18 protein-coding genes and 1 tRNA gene are annotated in these 14613 nt (G+C 64.5%); 5 read left to right on the plus strand and 14 right to left on the minus strand.

What is annotated here, in order from left to right; translation table 11 throughout:
* Window positions 1–39 precede the first annotated feature (39 nt).
* Entirely contained in the window at window positions 40–1278 is a 1239-nt protein-coding gene (locus tag ACRYLT_RS14705) for a cupin domain-containing protein (RefSeq protein ID WP_482664830.1), read from the plus strand.
* Window positions 1279–1340: 62 nt separating this feature from the next.
* Here ACRYLT_RS14705 and ACRYLT_RS14710 read toward each other — a convergent pair whose 3' ends face one another.
* The 3 genes from ACRYLT_RS14710 to ACRYLT_RS14720 form a co-directional block, all read right to left on the minus strand.
* Entirely contained in the window at window positions 1341–1694 is a 354-nt protein-coding gene (locus tag ACRYLT_RS14710) for a twin-arginine translocation signal domain-containing protein (protein WP_482664831.1), read from the minus strand.
* A gap of 60 nt (window positions 1695–1754) precedes the next feature.
* On the minus strand, window positions 1755–2105 hold the full coding sequence (locus tag ACRYLT_RS14715) for a hypothetical protein (protein WP_482664832.1): 351 nt from the start codon (window positions 2103–2105) through the stop codon (window positions 1755–1757).
* Window positions 2106–2180: 75 nt separating this feature from the next.
* Complete coding sequence (locus ACRYLT_RS14720) at window positions 2181–2585, minus strand: MerR family transcriptional regulator (protein WP_482664833.1); 405 nt, start codon at window positions 2583–2585, stop codon at window positions 2181–2183.
* 47 nt (window positions 2586–2632) lie between these two features.
* Between ACRYLT_RS14720 and ACRYLT_RS14725 the strand changes: the two genes are divergently transcribed.
* The gene (locus ACRYLT_RS14725) at window positions 2633–3424 is read left to right on the plus strand and encodes a MauE/DoxX family redox-associated membrane protein (RefSeq protein WP_482664834.1); all 792 of its coding nucleotides are present in this window, start codon (window positions 2633–2635) and stop codon (window positions 3422–3424) included.
* 37 nt (window positions 3425–3461) lie between these two features.
* Here the strand turns inward: ACRYLT_RS14725 and ACRYLT_RS14730 are convergent.
* Window positions 3462–3538 (minus strand) — tRNA-Met (locus tag ACRYLT_RS14730).
* 167 nt (window positions 3539–3705) lie between these two features.
* On the opposite strand from ACRYLT_RS14730, the gene ACRYLT_RS14735 reads away from it, so the two are divergent.
* Window positions 3706–4131, plus strand: coding sequence for a DUF3775 domain-containing protein (locus ACRYLT_RS14735; RefSeq protein WP_482664835.1), 426 nt, complete (start codon window positions 3706–3708; stop codon window positions 4129–4131).
* Here the strand turns inward: ACRYLT_RS14735 and ACRYLT_RS14740 are convergent.
* Window positions 4128–4673 carry a 2'-5' RNA ligase family protein gene (locus ACRYLT_RS14740; protein WP_482664836.1) on the minus strand — a complete coding sequence of 182 codons (546 nt, stop codon included), beginning with the start codon at window positions 4671–4673 and terminating at the stop codon, window positions 4128–4130. The genes ACRYLT_RS14735 and ACRYLT_RS14740 overlap by 4 nt on opposite strands.
* 7 nt (window positions 4674–4680) lie before the next feature.
* The gene (locus tag ACRYLT_RS14745; RefSeq protein WP_482664837.1) at window positions 4681–6597 is read right to left on the minus strand and encodes a potassium transporter Kup; all 1917 of its coding nucleotides are present in this window, start codon (window positions 6595–6597) and stop codon (window positions 4681–4683) included.
* Between the two features lie 177 nt (window positions 6598–6774).
* Between ACRYLT_RS14745 and ald the strand changes: the two genes are divergently transcribed.
* Window positions 6775–7878: an alanine dehydrogenase gene (gene ald, locus ACRYLT_RS14750; protein WP_482664838.1), complete on the plus strand. Its 1104-nt coding sequence runs from the start codon at window positions 6775–6777 to the stop codon at window positions 7876–7878.
* Between the two features lie 5 nt (window positions 7879–7883).
* Here the strand turns inward: ald and ACRYLT_RS14755 are convergent, their stop codons facing one another.
* The gene (locus ACRYLT_RS14755; RefSeq protein WP_482664839.1) at window positions 7884–9215 is read right to left on the minus strand and encodes an amidohydrolase family protein; all 1332 of its coding nucleotides are present in this window, start codon (window positions 9213–9215) and stop codon (window positions 7884–7886) included.
* A gap of 108 nt (window positions 9216–9323) precedes the next feature.
* On the opposite strand from ACRYLT_RS14755, the gene ACRYLT_RS14760 reads away from it, so the two are divergent.
* Window positions 9324–9548: a DUF3072 domain-containing protein gene (locus ACRYLT_RS14760; RefSeq protein WP_482664840.1), complete on the plus strand. Its 225-nt coding sequence runs from the start codon at window positions 9324–9326 to the stop codon at window positions 9546–9548.
* On the opposite strand, the gene ACRYLT_RS14765 is transcribed toward ACRYLT_RS14760, so the two are convergent.
* The 7 genes from ACRYLT_RS14765 to ACRYLT_RS14795 form a co-directional block, all read right to left on the minus strand.
* Window positions 9542–10243 carry a tetratricopeptide repeat protein gene (locus ACRYLT_RS14765; RefSeq protein ID WP_482664841.1) on the minus strand — a complete coding sequence of 234 codons (702 nt, stop codon included), beginning with the start codon at window positions 10241–10243 and terminating at the stop codon, window positions 9542–9544. The genes ACRYLT_RS14760 and ACRYLT_RS14765 overlap by 7 nt on opposite strands.
* A 61-nt stretch (window positions 10244–10304) precedes the next feature.
* Entirely contained in the window at window positions 10305–10715 is a 411-nt protein-coding gene (locus ACRYLT_RS14770; RefSeq protein WP_482664842.1) for a cytochrome c-type biogenesis protein, read from the minus strand.
* Window positions 10712–11242 (minus strand): DsbE family thiol:disulfide interchange protein, encoded by a 531-nt coding sequence (locus tag ACRYLT_RS14775; protein ID WP_482664843.1) that lies wholly within the window; start codon window positions 11240–11242, stop codon window positions 10712–10714. The genes ACRYLT_RS14770 and ACRYLT_RS14775 overlap by 4 nt, the downstream gene beginning before the upstream one ends.
* Window positions 11239–13209: a heme lyase CcmF/NrfE family subunit gene (locus tag ACRYLT_RS14780; RefSeq protein ID WP_482664844.1), complete on the minus strand. Its 1971-nt coding sequence runs from the start codon at window positions 13207–13209 to the stop codon at window positions 11239–11241. Before ACRYLT_RS14780 ends, ACRYLT_RS14775 begins: the two co-directional genes overlap by 4 nt.
* Window positions 13206–13643, minus strand: a complete 438-nt coding sequence (ccmE, locus tag ACRYLT_RS14785; protein WP_482664845.1) for a cytochrome c maturation protein CcmE — start codon at window positions 13641–13643, stop codon at window positions 13206–13208. The genes ACRYLT_RS14780 and ccmE overlap by 4 nt, the downstream gene beginning before the upstream one ends.
* Entirely contained in the window at window positions 13633–13770 is a 138-nt protein-coding gene (locus tag ACRYLT_RS14790; protein ID WP_482664846.1) for a heme exporter protein CcmD, read from the minus strand. Before ACRYLT_RS14790 ends, ccmE begins: the two co-directional genes overlap by 11 nt.
* Window positions 13767–14558 carry a heme ABC transporter permease gene (locus ACRYLT_RS14795; protein ID WP_482665460.1) on the minus strand — a complete coding sequence of 264 codons (792 nt, stop codon included), beginning with the start codon at window positions 14556–14558 and terminating at the stop codon, window positions 13767–13769. Before ACRYLT_RS14795 ends, ACRYLT_RS14790 begins: the two co-directional genes overlap by 4 nt.
* Window positions 14559–14613: the final 55 nt, after the last annotated feature.

Genomic DNA, 14613 nt, shown 5'->3' on the forward strand with positions numbered 1-14613 from the left:
TGCACCGCCGATAATGTGGCGGAAATTGAAGGGGGTGGCATGAGCCGTTCAGCATTGGGCACGAAACCCGACAAGATTGGCGGCGCGCCCTCGCCGCGCTGGGAAGAGGATCCGCTCGGATTCCTGATCGCTCCGGTGACCGGCGAGCAGTTTCTGGAGCGCTTTTACGAACGCGAGGCGCTGATCAACATCCGCAACGAACCGGACCGTTATGCCGACCTGCTGACGCTTGAGTCGCTCGATCATTTCATTGCCAGCGCCGACCTTCACGATGGAATGGTCGACCTGACCAGTCAGAAGCACCAGATCGCACGCGACTCCTATGTCGGTCAGGACGGGCGGATCAGCCGGGTGGCGGTAGTCGAGGAATATCTTCGCGGAGCGACGATCATCCTTCCCCACCTTCACGAATCCCTGTTCAACCTCGGCGAGTTCTGCCGCTCGCTGGAGGAAGTCTTTACCTGTCATGTCCAGACCAACATCTATCTCACGCCCCAGGTCGGCTCCGACGGCACCAGCAACCAAGGCTTTCCGCCCCATTACGACAATCACGACGTCTTCGTGATGCAGGTTTCCGGGGCCAAGGCTTGGCGATTCTACGGAGCGCCCGTGACCACGCCCTATCGGGGCGAACGGTTCGAGTTCGGCCGTCACGAGGCCGGGGAGGTCACGCAGGAATTCACGCTGCGAGCCGGCGACTGCGTCTATATCCCGCGTGGATTGATGCACGATGCCGAAAATTCCGGCGACGAGCCCTCGCTCCACATCACCGTCGGACTGATCACCAAGACCTGGGCCGATCTCATGCTGGAAGCCGTCTCGGAACTGGCGCTCACCGAGGCGGCTTTCCGCCGCTCCCTTCCGCCCGGATTTGCCGGCCGCGAGTTCGATCGGGAGTCGGCGAGAGAGCATTTCGCCGGGCTCACCCGACTGATCGCCGACAATGCCAGCATGGACTCGGCCTTCGATCTGCTAGCCGACAATTTCGTTCGTGCCCGGCGACCGAACGTATCCGGCGTGATCGCCAGCGCCCCCGCGCCGAAGGCCGACGACCGGTTCCGCCGGCGCCGCTTCGTTCCTTGGAACGTGGCCGATGACGAAGGAAGGCTCGTGCTTATCGGCCCCGGCGGCGATCTCGATTTCGACGCGGAGGATGGCGACGCGCTCGATATCGCGCTGTCGGGTACGCCCTTCGCTGCCGCTGACCTCAAGTGCGACAAACCCGAAGAGCTGGTGCGCACATTGTGGGCAGCGGGCTATCTCGAGCGGATCGACTGACACAGAAGAAAGGGGGACGGAACCTCGGTTCCGCCCCCCCTGAAATCTCCGAAACCGGGAGCTTAGCGGCGGCCGCAGCCCGGCCGGTCCGAATTGGCGCCGGAATCGCTGTCGGTCCGTCCGGTGCCACGGCCCTGCCCGGCGCGATCGGAATTGGGCCCGCTGTCGCTATCGGTGCAGGCCCGACGCCGAGTGCCCCGGCCACGACCGGCCGGATCGGAATTGGGTCCGCTGTCGCTGTCGGTTATGCCATTGCCGCGGCCGCGACCGGCGGGATCCGAATTGGGTCCGCTGTCGCTGTCGGTGACTTGCGCCTGAGCCTCGCCGCCAAGGACGATCAGCGCGCCGCCGGCGGCAGCCCCACCCATCACCCGGCCGAGGAACGATCGGCGGCTTAACTTACGAGTCGGCTTCATAAAAATCCCCTGTTGACCAGAACGGGAACGTAACTGAGGCCGAAGTCGCTTACAATCCGTTTAATCAGCAGGAACGGCGAACGAGCAATGTTCGCGAACCGCCGCCACGAGCGCGAAATCGCCGGCCTCGCGAGCGATCCGCTCCCCTTCCGCACAGTCGCCGAGCCTGACCACTTCGCCCACCCGCGCGCCAAGCTCCCGGCCATCGGTCATGAGCTGCCTGCGCCGCTCCGGATCCGCCGCCGCCACGTCCTGGCGGAGACGCTCCAGCGCCGTCTTTTCCGCGCGAGCCGATTCCCCGCTGGTCGAGCTCCACCCGGTCCAGAGCTGCCGAAAGTCCTCCCCAGCAACCTCAGGCGCCGCCGCCGGAGCCAGCGCGACGGCGAGGAGCAAGGAAAGGAAAGCAGACATCGACCGTCGATATAGTGCGCAATTCTGAACCTGGAAGGTACAGGTGGGCAGCTCGCGGCCGGGCGCCGTGTAGCTTCAGACGCCGAACGATTCGAGAATCGGACAAGGACCTTTGATCCCGCTTCCGCAAGCGGTGGCGAGTCGCCGAAGCGAATCGCGGGCGCGGATGAGTTCGGCAATTTGCGAGTCGAGCGCTTCGATCCGACTCTTTGCAAGCTCGCGGGCACGATCCCGATCTTCGCCGGCGTCCAGTTCCAGAAGTTCCCTGATCTCTGCCAGGGTGAATCCGGCAGACTGCGCCTGGCGGATGAAATGCAGCCGGCGCAGATCCTCGGAACCATAGCGCCTGATGCCGCCGTCGCGCGTTGGAGTCTCGATCAGCCCCTTGCGCTGATAGAAGCGGATCGTTTCAACGCCGACGCCGCCTTTGGCGGCAAGCTGGCCGATGGTGAGCGAATGAACCGCTTGACTCCGTACCATGGTACGGAACCTATATGGCTTCCGACGAAGTCACAAGGAGTCGTGAGATGTCGGACATGAGCAACCACCCGGCCCCGTCGAAGCGGGCTGTCGTCCACCGGATGGTGATGCCTTCGCACACCTGTCCTTACGGGCTGAAAGCCGTCGATCTCCTCAGGCGCTCGGGCTACGAAGTCGACGACCATCACCTCACCACGCGCGAGGAGACGGACGCATTCAAGGCTCAGCACGGCGTCGCCACCACTCCGCAAGTCTTCATAGGCGGCGAGCGGATCGGCGGCTATGACGATCTTCGGCGCTTCCTCGGCAAGCGGGTCGCCGACCCGAAAGCGACCAGCTACCGACCGGTCATTGCCCTCTTCACGATGACCCTGCTGACGGCTCTGGCCGCAAGCCATGCCGTGACCGGAAGCCTGTTCACTCTGCTGGCGGCCGAATGGTTTATCGCTTTCTCGATGGTCGTCCTGGCGCTGTTGAAATTGCAGAATGTCGAAACCTTCGCGACCATGTTCCTCAATTACGACCTGCTCGCGAAGCGGTGGGTGCCGTACAGCTATATCTATCCGTTCGCCGAAGGCGTGGCCGGCGTGCTTATGGTGGCCGGCGCACTGATCTGGCTGTCGGTGCCGATTGCGCTGTTCATCGGGACGGTCGGTGCAGCGTCGGTCTTCAAGGCCGTCTATATCGACAAGCGCGACCTGAAATGCGCCTGCGTCGGCGGCTCAAGCAACGTTCCGCTGGGTTTCATCTCGCTAACCGAGAATCTGATGATGATCGCCATGGCGCTGTGGATGACCCTGTCCGCCCTTGGCCTGGCGCCGGGAGGCGTTCACGCCTGAGCGCCTAGCCGGGATCGCGTTGCAGCGATGACAAAGGTGGTAGCGGAGGAGGGACTTGAACCCCCGACACGCGGATTATGATTCCGCTGCTCTAACCAGCTGAGCTACTCCGCCCCATCGGGCCGGCGCCATTCTACGGCGGCGCGCCGCGGCGCTATAAGAAGCGTCGCCCGGGCGGTCAACTGGAGTGCGCTCGACCGGAATTCAAGGTCCGAGGGTGATCGAGAAGCATCCGGAACCGGCTGCCTTGGCCCTCGTTTCGCCGACAAGGAGAGTGAGGTATGGAACTGCTGACCCCACTGGAGACCCTCTGCCGGCTGATCCTGCGCGCGCGCGAACTGGAAGCCCAGGTACCGGCCCAGGACCCGGACGAGGATCCGGACAATGTGGACGATCTCGACGACGAGGGCGAGGACCAGGCCCTGTCCGTTCTTCAGGACGAGCTCAACAGCGGCGTCGAAGAGGAAGTCCAGGCACTGCTCGACGACTTTGCCGACGATCAGCTCGCCGAAGCGCTGGCGCTCGCCTGGGTTGGCCGCGGCACCTATGATTCCAGCGAATGGGAAGACGCCTTCGCCGAAGCGAGCGACATGGACCCAGACGATCGGGTCGACGAGCTACTCGACATGCCGCTGCTCGCGGCGCATCTCGAAGCAGGGCTTGCCGCCTTCGATTTTAGCTGCGACGGCATCGGCCAGGTAGACTAGCGGCGGAAGGGGTGCGTCTTCAGCGGTTCCCAGGGGCCGCCGAGATAGCGCCAGGAAGCCAGTGCCCGGATCGCCAGCGGCCTCGGCTCGAAACTGGCTCGAAGCTGCTGCTGTAGGCTCCGGGCCTCTCTGGGCTCAACCTTGTTCTGGATCGTGATGTGGGGTCGCCAGACCTGTTGGTCCTGCGGCGTCAACAGGCCGTGAAAGGCTTCGGCAATTTCCCCGCGGATCGACTCAAGTTCCGGGCTTTCGACCCGAAACGCCGTCCCTCTTCCCAGGTCCATGATTCCGACGATGAATGCAGCGGGCGGCGCTGCGGCCGTTGCCGAGGAGAGGCGCCGCCCGAATTCGGCCTCGAGACTCGGCGGCAGATGGTGAAAGAGCGTAAGATGGGCCGGAACCCGGTTGAGCTCGGGCGGGTAGTGCACGCGCCTGAGCTGCTGGAGCCAGCCATCGTCGCCGGGAGCGAAGGTGGCGGTGACGATGAGAGGCGCCGCACTCATCGGCAAGAGCGGCCCGGTGCCGCCGGACCGATCGGCCAATCCCGGTTCAGATTTCCACCTGCGAGCCGAGCTCGACCACCCGGTTGGGCGGAAGCTTGAAGAATTCCATCGCGCTTTCCGCGTTTCGGAGCATCCAGGCGAACAACTTCTCCCGCCAGACGGCCATTCCCGGCGTTGCCGAAGTGATCAAGGTCTGCCGGGCAAGGAAGAAGCTGGTTTCCATCATCTTGAACTGCGGCCCGCAATTCTCGACCCGCGTCAGGGCCGCGGGAATGTCCAGTTCCTCCATGAAACCATAGTGGACGATCAGGCGGTAGAAGCCTCGGCCGAGATCCTTGAGTTCGAACCGTTTCTTCTCAGGCACGTAAGGTACGTCCTCGATCCGCACCGTGAGCAGGATCACGCGCTCGTGAAGGACCTTGTTGTGCTTGAGATTGTGGAGCAGCGAGTGGGGCACGCCCTCTGCGGAAGTCGTGAGAAACACCGCCGTTCCAGCCACCCGAGTAGCGCTGTTCGCCGCGGACTTGATGAAGACTGGCATCGGAATGGCCGCCTCGTCCAGCCGGCGAAGCATCAGCTTTCGGCCCCTTGCCCAGGTCGTGAGCAGAGTGAAGATGACGAAGCCGATCAGAAGTGGGAACCAGCCCCCGTCAGGCACCTTCATCAGATTGGCCGAGAAATAGGCGATGTCGACGATGAAGAAGATGGCGAGCAGCGGGATCGAGAACCAGGGCTTCCACTTCCAGAGCGAGAAAACCAGCACCGAAAGCAGACAGGTGTCGATCAGCATCGCCCCGGTCACGGCAACGCCGTAGGCGGCCGCAAGATTGCTGGAGGTCTGGAAGAAGAGGACGAGCAGGATCACCATCGTCATCAGGGCCCAGTTGACGATTGGGATGTAGATCTGGCCGTGCGCTGCGGCACTGGTGTGCTGGATCGACAGACGCGGAATGAAGCCGAGTTGCATCGCCTGTTGGGTGACCGAGAAGGCGCCGGAGATCACCGCCTGGCTGGCGATGATCGTCGCCAGGGTAGCGATGAACACGAGCGGCAACCGGAACCATTCCGGAGCGAGCAGGTAGAAGGGGCTTTCGATCGCGGCCGGGTTTGAGATCAGAAGCGCCCCCTGCCCCATATAGTTGATCATCAGCGCCGGAAGGACGAACACCAGCCAGCCGTTGCGGATCGGCCGGCGACCGAAATGCCCCATGTCCGCATAAAGCGCCTCGGAGCCGGTCACCGCGAGCACCACCGAGCCCAGAGCGAGAAAGCCGAGCCAGGGATCGATCACGAAGAAGTTGAGGGCGTACCAGGGGTTGAGCGCCAGAAGCACGCTCGGATCGCGAGCCATCGAGATCGCACCAAGAACCGCCAGGGTCAGGAAGTAGATGGTGACGATCGGCCCGAAAAGGGCACCCACACGAGCGGTTCCAGTGCGCTGGATCGTGAACAGCGCAACCAGAATCCCGATGGCGATCGGAACGACGAGCGGCTGGAGGTTGCTTTCGACGACCGTCAATCCTTCCACCGCGGAAAGGACCGAGATGGCCGGGGTGATCATGGAGTCGCCGTAGAACAGAGCGCAGGCAAAGACCCCGAGAAGGACGATCCCGCTCGACCACCGAAACTTCGCCTCGCGCGAAATCAGCGCAAGCAAGGCGAGACTGCCGCCCTCGCCCTTATTGTCCGCGCGCGTGAGAATGGTGACATATTTGAGAGTCACCACGAGCATCATCGACCAGAATATCAGCGAGATGACGCCGAAGACGTGGAGCCGGTCCACCGGCAGCGGATGGTGTTCCGACGCGAACGTCTCGCGCAGAGCATAAAGCGGGCTGGTGCCGATGTCGCCGAAGACCACGCCGATCGCCAGCAGAGTCAGCTTGGCGAGGCTCGCCTGCGGCGGCTCGTGTCCTGCGGGACGATCCGCAGGCTGCTCTGGGGCTACGACGCTATCGCTCATCGGTCAGGATCGGAGAAGACGTCCGATATTCCCTTTCTCACGCCCTGACGAGGCTGTGCACCGACTGCAAGGCGGCGCGCCGATAGCACCCTGCCGGACGCTTCGCAACGGCGACAAAGCGAATCGGTGCCGCTATAGACCGCGCGCTTTTTTGCTCAGATATACTAGGAGAGACTGATGCGCGTCGGCGTGCCCAAGGAAATCAAGGTCCATGAGTATCGCGTCGGCCTGACCCCCGCTTCCGTCGCCGAACTCACGGCTGCCGGCCATGAAGTCGTCGTCGAAACCAATGCCGGCGTCGGAATCGATTTCAGCGATCAGGACTATGTCGACGTCGGCGCGCGCATCGTTGGCACCGCCGCCGAAGTCTTCGCCCAGTCCGACATGATCGTGAAGGTGAAGGAGCCGCAGGCGAAGGAAATTGCGCTGCTCGAGCCGCGCCACCTCCTCTTCACCTATCTTCATCTCGCTCCGGATCCCGATCAGGCCAGGGGGCTGATCGACTCCGGCGCTACCTGCATCGCCTATGAAACCGTCACCGCCCGCGACGGATCGCTGCCGCTGCTCAAGCCGATGAGCGAAGTGGCGGGACGAATGTCGATCCAGGTCGGCGCCCATTATCTCGAAAAGGAGCAAGGCGGCCGCGGTGTTCTCCTGGGCGGCGTTCCCGGAGTCGCGCCCGCGCGGGTCACCATCCTCGGCGGCGGAATTGCCGGCGTGAATGCCGCGCAGATGGCGGTCGGGATGCGGGCCGACGTCACCATCTACGACATCAACAATTCGCGCCTGGCCGAGCTGGACATGTTCTTTTCGAGCCAGATCAAGACCGCTTATGCTTCGCGCGCGACGATCGCCCATGCGGTGGCGCGATCGGAACTGGTGATCGGCGCGGTTCTGATCCCCGGCGCTGCCGCGCCCAAGCTCGTTACCCGCGACATGCTCAAGACGATGAAGCGCGGATCGGTGCTGGTCGACATCTCGATCGACCAGGGCGGCTGCTTCGAAACTTCGCGGCCGACCACTCACAGCGATCCGGTCTACGAGATCGACGGTGTGATCCATTACTGCGTCGCCAACATGCCGGGCGCGGTCGCCCGGACGTCGGCCTTCGCGCTCAACAACGCGACTCTGCCCTTCGTCCTGAAGCTTGCCAACCACGGCGCCGAAGCGGCAATGAAGGCCGATCCCCACCTCGCCAATGGTCTCAACGTGTCCGCCGGAAAGATCCGCCACCGTGCCGTGGCCGACGCCCTCGGCCTGCCGTACGAGCCTTTCGCCTGACGCGCTCAGTCGGGGCGAACGACGACTCGCCCCGACTGAATGACCATTCGAACATCGTTGAGCGCACCGATATCGCTCGACGGATCGCCGGCAACGAGGATCAGGTCCGCGGCCTTTCCGACCCGGATGCTTCCGTGCGTTTCCTCGATCCCGAGGCTTCGGGCGTTGATTGACGTCGCTGCTCGAATGGCGTCGAGCGGCGTCAGACCGCATTCGACCAACCGCGCCAGTTCACGTTGGAGAATGCCCGGCTGCCACCGGACGCTGTCGGTACCGGCGGAAATCGGAACTCCGGCGCGGTAGGCTGCACCAGTGGCTCGGCAGGCCCAGTCGCGCATTGCCGCTCGCTGGGGTGGGAGCGGCTGCGGCGCCAGATCGCCGTCGGCCATCAGCGCCGGCTCCAGGATCGTTCCGCGCCGCACCATCTCGGCATAAGCGGCCTGGAACGCCGGTCCCGCCGGATCGATCTCTCCGAATGGGCGCGAGGCCATCCATTGCGCCGTACCCGTCCCGAAATCGTCCGGGATCCCGTCCAGTCCCGCAACCGTCACCATGCCCTTGGCATGGACCAGCGTGTCCGCTCCGGCGGCAACGGCTTCCAAGGTCCCAGCGGGAAAAACGACGCTGTGAGTCCAGACGAGAAGGCCCTGCCGGCGAGCCTCGGCGCTCAGCGCGGCGAGCTGCTCGGCGTTCAACGAGGCGTAAAGCTTGACGCCGTGGGCACCGGCGGCGCGCGCTTCGGCCATGGCTTGACGCAGGTCGAGAGCCGGCGTGACGAGCCGCGACCAGGCGGCGCTTCCCGGCTGGAGCCCCACGGCCGAACCTTGCGCCCTGGGATCCTCCAGAAAGCGCGCCCCGAAGAAGACGGCAGCAAAGCGGATCGCCGGCCCTTCCAGATCCCCGCTAGCCTGCCGCCGCTGGAGCTCGGACGTGATCCGGGCATCTCCCGCCATCTCACGGATGGTCGTGACTCCGCTTCGAAGCAGCGCAGCCATTTCCCGCTCGCGCATTCCGATCAGCTCAGTTCGACTTCGTGGAGCCTCCGAGCCGCGGGAAGGTGGAAGATTGACATGGACATGACCGTCAATGAGGCCGGGAAGCAGCGCCTGGCCGGAAGCCTCGATCACCTCCACATCCGAAGGAAGGGGGCGGCTGCCGGTTGGAAAAATGGCAGCGATCCGCCCGTCGCGAACGACGATTGTGCGCCTCGGTTGGGGCGGCGCGCCAGTGCCGTCGATCAGATGAGCATTGGTGATCGCGATCGGCCGCGGCTGGGCTGAGGCGCCCTGGGTCGCAAGCAGCAGCAACGCGCCGGCGGCAAGTCGAAGCAGGAGCATCGGTGCCTCCATGACTGGCCGGACCAGCATAGTCCCGATCGCAATCGCGTTCCAGAGCATGGGGAACAATCAGGGAACATACCGGTTCTTGCCGCCAAGGAGTTCAAGATGAACGAAGATCACGGTCCCAAGGCCGAACCCGTCGGAAACGCCGCGAAGGATCCCGACGACTGGGTTACCGGCGACGAGCGGATGACCGGAGCCCAGGCGTCCTATCTGAAGACTCTCAGCGAGGAAGCCGGCGAGGCGTTCGACTCGAATCTGAGCAAGGCCGAAGCTTCAAAGAAGATCGACGCGCTCCAGGACAAGACCGGTCGCGGCGTGGATCACTGAGCGCCTGCGGGAGCAGCAGGTGGAGTCGGCTCGGGCGCGCCCGGCGCCTGGGGCGGCGGAGTCCCGGGTATCTGTCCAAGCGCCCTCGCCTGCTCCAGTGCCTGCAAACGTTCCTCGATGGTCCGTCGATACTCGGCTTCCTGTGGAGCCTCGGCAAGAAGCTGACGCCAGAGACGCTCGGCCTCGTCGTAATTCCCGCCCTGAGCCAGAGCGAGACCGTAGAAGAACCGGGGACCCGGATGCTCCGGCGCGATCCTTGAAGCACGCTGAAAAGCGAGCTGGGCGGCCGGGCTCATCATTCCGTCCGCATGGACCACGAGAGCGTTGCCGAGACCGACCCAGAGGTCGGCGTCGCGCGGATTCTGGCGGAGGGCGCTCTGAAGGATTTCAGCGCCGCTTTGAGTATCGCCGCGGCGCTGATAGCTTTCCGCCATCGTCAGCCAGGCCGCCGCCCGGTCGAACCGGCCCAGCATGTCCTCCCGCATCGACGCGAATTGGCTCTCTTCCACCCGCTCGCGTGCCGGCGGCGGCTTGGGCTTTCCCTCGAGCTGCGGACGTCCCTGCCAGGCATAACCCGCGAGAGCGAGCAGGAGCGCGGCCGCAAGGAATTGGAGCGCGGCCTGGTCCTTCCGGACGAAACGCCACAGGGCGGCAGCAGTGAGGAGCGCGAGCCCCAGCATGACGACCCAGCCCATGATCAGGCGACTCCTTGGCGACCAAGGGCGGTCGCGGCTCGATTGCGGAACAGGCTGATCATCATTTCCTCTGGCGGCGGCGGAATCGGTTGCGAGCCAGGAAAAGGCCGGCGAGAACGAGCAGCATCGGCGCCGCCCAGAGCGGCCAGGTCACCGGCTCGAGCGGCGGATCATAGGTTACCCAGTTGCCGTAGCGAGACACCAGCCAGGAACGGATCTGCTCAGGCGTTTCGCCTGCAAGGATCCGTTCGCGGATCAGCGAGCGCATGTCGCCGGCCATTTCCGCATCGCTGTCCGAAATCGCCTGGCCTTGGCACACGAGGCAGCGGATCGTTTCCATCAGCGCCTTCGCCTGCGCCTCCTGGCGCGGGTCCGGAAGCTGCTTGTTGGCATATTCTGCCGCGGGCATCAGCGAATCCGCAAAAGCCGGAGCGGCAAAGAGCAGAGCGGCAGTGAGGAAGATCGCCCTCATCGTGCCGCCTCGTAGGCTGCGATGATGGCGGGAATGTCGGCGGGCATGATGGCGCCGATATGCTGGTGACGGATGATCCCGCGCCCATCCACGACGAAGGTTTCAGGCACTCCGGCCGAACCGAGTGCGAGCTGTACTCTCCGGTCGTTGTCGGCGCCGATGCTCTGGAACGGATCGCCATAGGATCTGAGAAAGGCCTGAAGGTCCTGGGGCCGGTCGCGAACGGCGATGCCGTCGATCGGTACGCCGCGGCGGGCGAGTTCGTCGAGCTGCGCAGCCTCGGCCCGACAGGGAATGCACCAGCTGGCGAAGATGTTGACCACCCGCGGCTCCCCCTGGCGAAGAGAAGCGCTCGATACTCCAGGGCGCCCGGGAAGCGACGGCGGAAGATCGAAGTCCGGAACGGGCTGGCCGACAAGCTGCGATTTGATCGTACGCTCCGATGGCGCGTAGAGACCGACCGCCACGACGGCCACGAAAATGGCAAAGACGATCAGCGGCACCCAAAGGATCAGCCTGCGCTTCATGCCAGCTGCTCCCTCGCTCCTGCCGGCACCAGCGGCTCGTCGGCGCTGCTTGAGGATTTTGCAACCGACTTGCGCTCACGCCGGAGACGGCCGATCAGCGAGAGCAGCCCGCCAAGGGCGACAAGGCCGCCGCCCAGCCAGATCAGAGTCACGGCCGGCTTCCACCACAAGCGCAGTTGCCAGCGGCCCTGCTCATCCTCCTCGCCAATCGCGACATAAAGCTGCCCGTCAAGCACGGTGCCGATGGCCGCCTCGCTCGTCGGCGTTGGCGGCGAGCTGAACATGCGCGCCTGCGGCCGAAGCTCGAAGGGGCGTCCGTCGCCACGTCGAGCGGTGAGACGCGCTTCGATCGCCGTCCAGTTGGGGCCGGCGACCGGTTCCACGCCCTCGAAGCGGATGCTGTAGGGCCCTACGCTCATATCCTGCCCCGGCCTGGCCGCGACCAGGGTCTCCTTGGTGAAGGCGCTTTCGGAAGCCATTCCCGCCAGGGCTACGGCAATGCCGAGATGGGAAATCACCATTCCCCAGATGAAGAAGGGCGTACGTTTGAGATTGCGCTTCCAGAGCGGCGCAACGCTGGCCGCGGCGACGCCGATGGCGAGCATCAACCCTAGAAGCGGAAGGATTCCGATTCCCGGGAACAGCAGGATCAGGAGCAGCAATGCGCCGGCGCTTAGCAGGATCGGGACCGCGACCCGCTTCAGCAGCTCGCGCCAATCGTCGCGGCGCCAGCGAAGCAGCGCGCCCGCTCCCATCAACGTGACCAGAATGAGTGCGATCGGCCCCGCGGCCGCATTGAAATAAGGCGGGCCGACCGAAAGTTTCTCGCCGGTCACGGCCTCGACCCCGAGCGGATAGAGTGTGCCGACGAAAACGATGCCGAGGATCGCCGACAGCAAGAGGTTGTTGGCGACGAGTGCTCCTTCGCGGCTGACCATGTCGAAGCGCGAGCCTTCCTTCACCGTTCCGACGCGAAGCCCGAACAGGGCCAGCGCTCCGCCGATATAGAGAAACAGCAGCACGAGAATGAAGGCGCCGCGTTCCGGATCGACGGCGAAGGCATGAACCGAAGTCAGGATCCCCGATCGAACCAGGAAGGTCCCGATCATCGACATGGAAAAGGCGACGACGGCCAGCATGATGGTCCAGGCGCGCAGCCCGTCGCGAGTCGCCAGGACGGTGACGCTGTGGAGCAGCGCCGTCGCGGCGAGCCAGGGCATCAGCGACGCATTCTCGACCGGGTCCCAGAACCACCAGCCGCCCCAGCCCAGCTCGTAATAGGCCCAGTAGGACCCCGCCGTGATCCCGAGGGTGAGGAAGATCCAGGCGCCCAAAATCCAGGGCCTCATCGCCCGGGCGAAGGCTGGCCCGACATCGCGCGTGATCAGGGCCCCGACCGCGAAGGAAAAGGCGATCGAGATCCCGACATAGCCGAAATAGAGGGTCGGCGGATGGAAGGCGAGACCCGGATCCTGGAGCAAAGGGTTGAGCCCATTGCCTTCCACCGGGGCCGGGCTGAGCCGGGTGAACGGATTCGAAGCGAAGAGCAGGAAGGCGTAGAAGCCGATCCCGATTGCCGCCTGGGCCGCGAGAGTCGCGATCAGCGTATCCTGCCTCAGCCGCCGTTCGAGCATCGCCACGGCCGCTCCGGCAACGGCAAGGACCGTGACCCAAAGCAGCATGGAACCTTCGTGATTGCCCCAGGCTCCGGCGAACTTGTAGAGCCAAGGCTTGGCCGAATGGCTGTTGGAGGCGACGAGCTGCACCGAAAGGTCGGTCCGAAGAAAGAGCCAGATCAGCGCCAGGAAGGCCAATCCCGCGAGCACGCCCTGGGCCACGGCAATCGGCCGGACGACCTTGAGCAGCTGCTCTCCGCCGGGGCGAAGCGCCGCCGCCCCAAGAAACAGCTGGAGCAGCGACAATGCCGCCGCCAGCCACAAAGCTGCAAGCCCCCCCTCAGCGATCATTCCAGTGTTTCCGTCTTGTGCTTGCCCTGCGGCCCCAGCTGGGGCGGCATATAATTCTCATCATGCTTGGCGAGGATTTCGGTCGCGATGAAGCGGCCGTCGGGTTCGAAGCGGCCTTCGGCTACGACCCCACTATTCTCGCGGAAAAGATCCGGCGTGATTCCCGTGAAGCGGACCGGTATCGTGTGCGGCGTGTCGTCGCCGACGACGAACTCGATCGTCACGCCGTCGGGTTGGTGGCGGATGGATCCATCCTTGACCATTCCGCCGATCCTCACCGCCCGATCCAGCGGAATGCCGCGCGCCGCAACATCGCCTGGAGCATAGAAGAAGGCGGCCTGGCTGCGCAGCGCCGACATCGCCAGCACCACCGCGCCGAGCACCGCCACCAGCGCAAGAACGAGCAGAAAGAGGCGCTGATTCTTAGGCTTCACGACCCCGCCTCAGCTTCTCGGCCTCGCCCTCGGCGCGACGCATGGCCATCCAGCTCCACAAGGTCAGTCCTCCGGTTCCCATCAAAGTGAGCGCATAAGCGGCGATAATGAAAGGCCAATGATTCACAATGCGCTCCCCGGCCCGGTCGAGGCCGATCGTTCGATCCGGCGCGAGTCAATCTGGGAATCCGGCGAAGCGGACGCCATCCGCTTCATCCGCGCTTCGATCTTGTTGAGGGCGAGTTCGGTTCGCATCCGCATCAGGACGATCGCTCCGAACAACAGCGAGAAGCCGAGTGCGGACAGGAGCAGCGGCCAGAGCATCGACGGGTCGATCGTCGAACTGCCGCGAATGAAGCTGATGCTTTCGCCTTGGTGAAGGGTGTTCCACCAGACGACCGAGAATCGGATGATGGGAATGTTGACGGCCCCGACGAGGCCGAAGATGGCGGTCAGTCTACCCTCCCCGCCTTTCTCCTTCTCCGCCCCGGCCAAGGCGATGAAACCGAGATAAAGGAAGAAGAGGACGAGCATGGAAGTCATCCGGCCGTCCCATTCCCAATAGGTCCCCCAGGTCGGTCTGCCCCAGAGCGAGCCGGTGGCAAGACACAGAAAGGTGAACACCGCGCCCGGAACCGCGATCGCCCGAGCGGCAACGGCGGCCAGCGGGTGCCGCCAGACGAGCTGGGCGAGGCTCGCGACGGCGATTCCCGTCCATCCCCCCATCGCCAGCCAGGCGGCAGGAACATGGACGTAAAGGATCCGGACGCTCTCACCCTGGAGATAGTCGCTCGGAGTCGCGAACAGGCCGAGGGCGAGCGCAAGCGCGATCAGCGCGCCCCCGCCCCAGCCCAGCCAGGCTGTCAGCGGTCGCGCGATTTTCAGGAAGCGAGCCGGATTCGCGTAGACGTGCATTTCTGGACCGACTGTGTAGCGAAGGCTTCGCGGACGGGGAAGCTTGTGCTTAGGC

Source organism: Sphingosinicella sp. SM1-17 (genome assembly GCF_056821765.1).

Coding starts and splice junctions, on each gene's coding strand:
- ACRYLT_RS14705 (WP_482664830.1), top strand. CDS start 40: ATGAGCCGTTCAGCATTGGGCACGAAACCCGACAAGATTGGCGGCGCG.
- ACRYLT_RS14710 (WP_482664831.1), bottom strand. CDS start 1,694: ATGAAGCCGACTCGTAAGTTAAGCCGCCGATCGTTCCTCGGCCGGGTG.
- ACRYLT_RS14715 (WP_482664832.1), bottom strand. CDS start 2,105: ATGTCTGCTTTCCTTTCCTTGCTCCTCGCCGTCGCGCTGGCTCCGGCG.
- ACRYLT_RS14720 (WP_482664833.1), bottom strand. CDS start 2,585: ATGGTACGGAGTCAAGCGGTTCATTCGCTCACCATCGGCCAGCTTGCC.
- ACRYLT_RS14725 (WP_482664834.1), top strand. CDS start 2,633: ATGTCGGACATGAGCAACCACCCGGCCCCGTCGAAGCGGGCTGTCGTC.
- ACRYLT_RS14735 (WP_482664835.1), top strand. CDS start 3,706: ATGGAACTGCTGACCCCACTGGAGACCCTCTGCCGGCTGATCCTGCGC.
- ACRYLT_RS14745 (WP_482664837.1), bottom strand. CDS start 6,597: ATGAGCGATAGCGTCGTAGCCCCAGAGCAGCCTGCGGATCGTCCCGCA.
- ald (WP_482664838.1), top strand. CDS start 6,775: ATGCGCGTCGGCGTGCCCAAGGAAATCAAGGTCCATGAGTATCGCGTC.
- ACRYLT_RS14755 (WP_482664839.1), bottom strand. CDS start 9,215: ATGCTCCTGCTTCGACTTGCCGCCGGCGCGTTGCTGCTGCTTGCGACC.
- ACRYLT_RS14760 (WP_482664840.1), top strand. CDS start 9,324: ATGAACGAAGATCACGGTCCCAAGGCCGAACCCGTCGGAAACGCCGCG.
- ACRYLT_RS14765 (WP_482664841.1), bottom strand. CDS start 10,243: ATGGGCTGGGTCGTCATGCTGGGGCTCGCGCTCCTCACTGCTGCCGCC.
- ACRYLT_RS14770 (WP_482664842.1), bottom strand. CDS start 10,715: ATGAGGGCGATCTTCCTCACTGCCGCTCTGCTCTTTGCCGCTCCGGCT.
- ACRYLT_RS14775 (WP_482664843.1), bottom strand. CDS start 11,242: ATGAAGCGCAGGCTGATCCTTTGGGTGCCGCTGATCGTCTTTGCCATT.
- ACRYLT_RS14780 (WP_482664844.1), bottom strand. CDS start 13,209: ATGATCGCTGAGGGGGGGCTTGCAGCTTTGTGGCTGGCGGCGGCATTG.
- ACRYLT_RS14795 (WP_482665460.1), bottom strand. CDS start 14,558: ATGCACGTCTACGCGAATCCGGCTCGCTTCCTGAAAATCGCGCGACCG.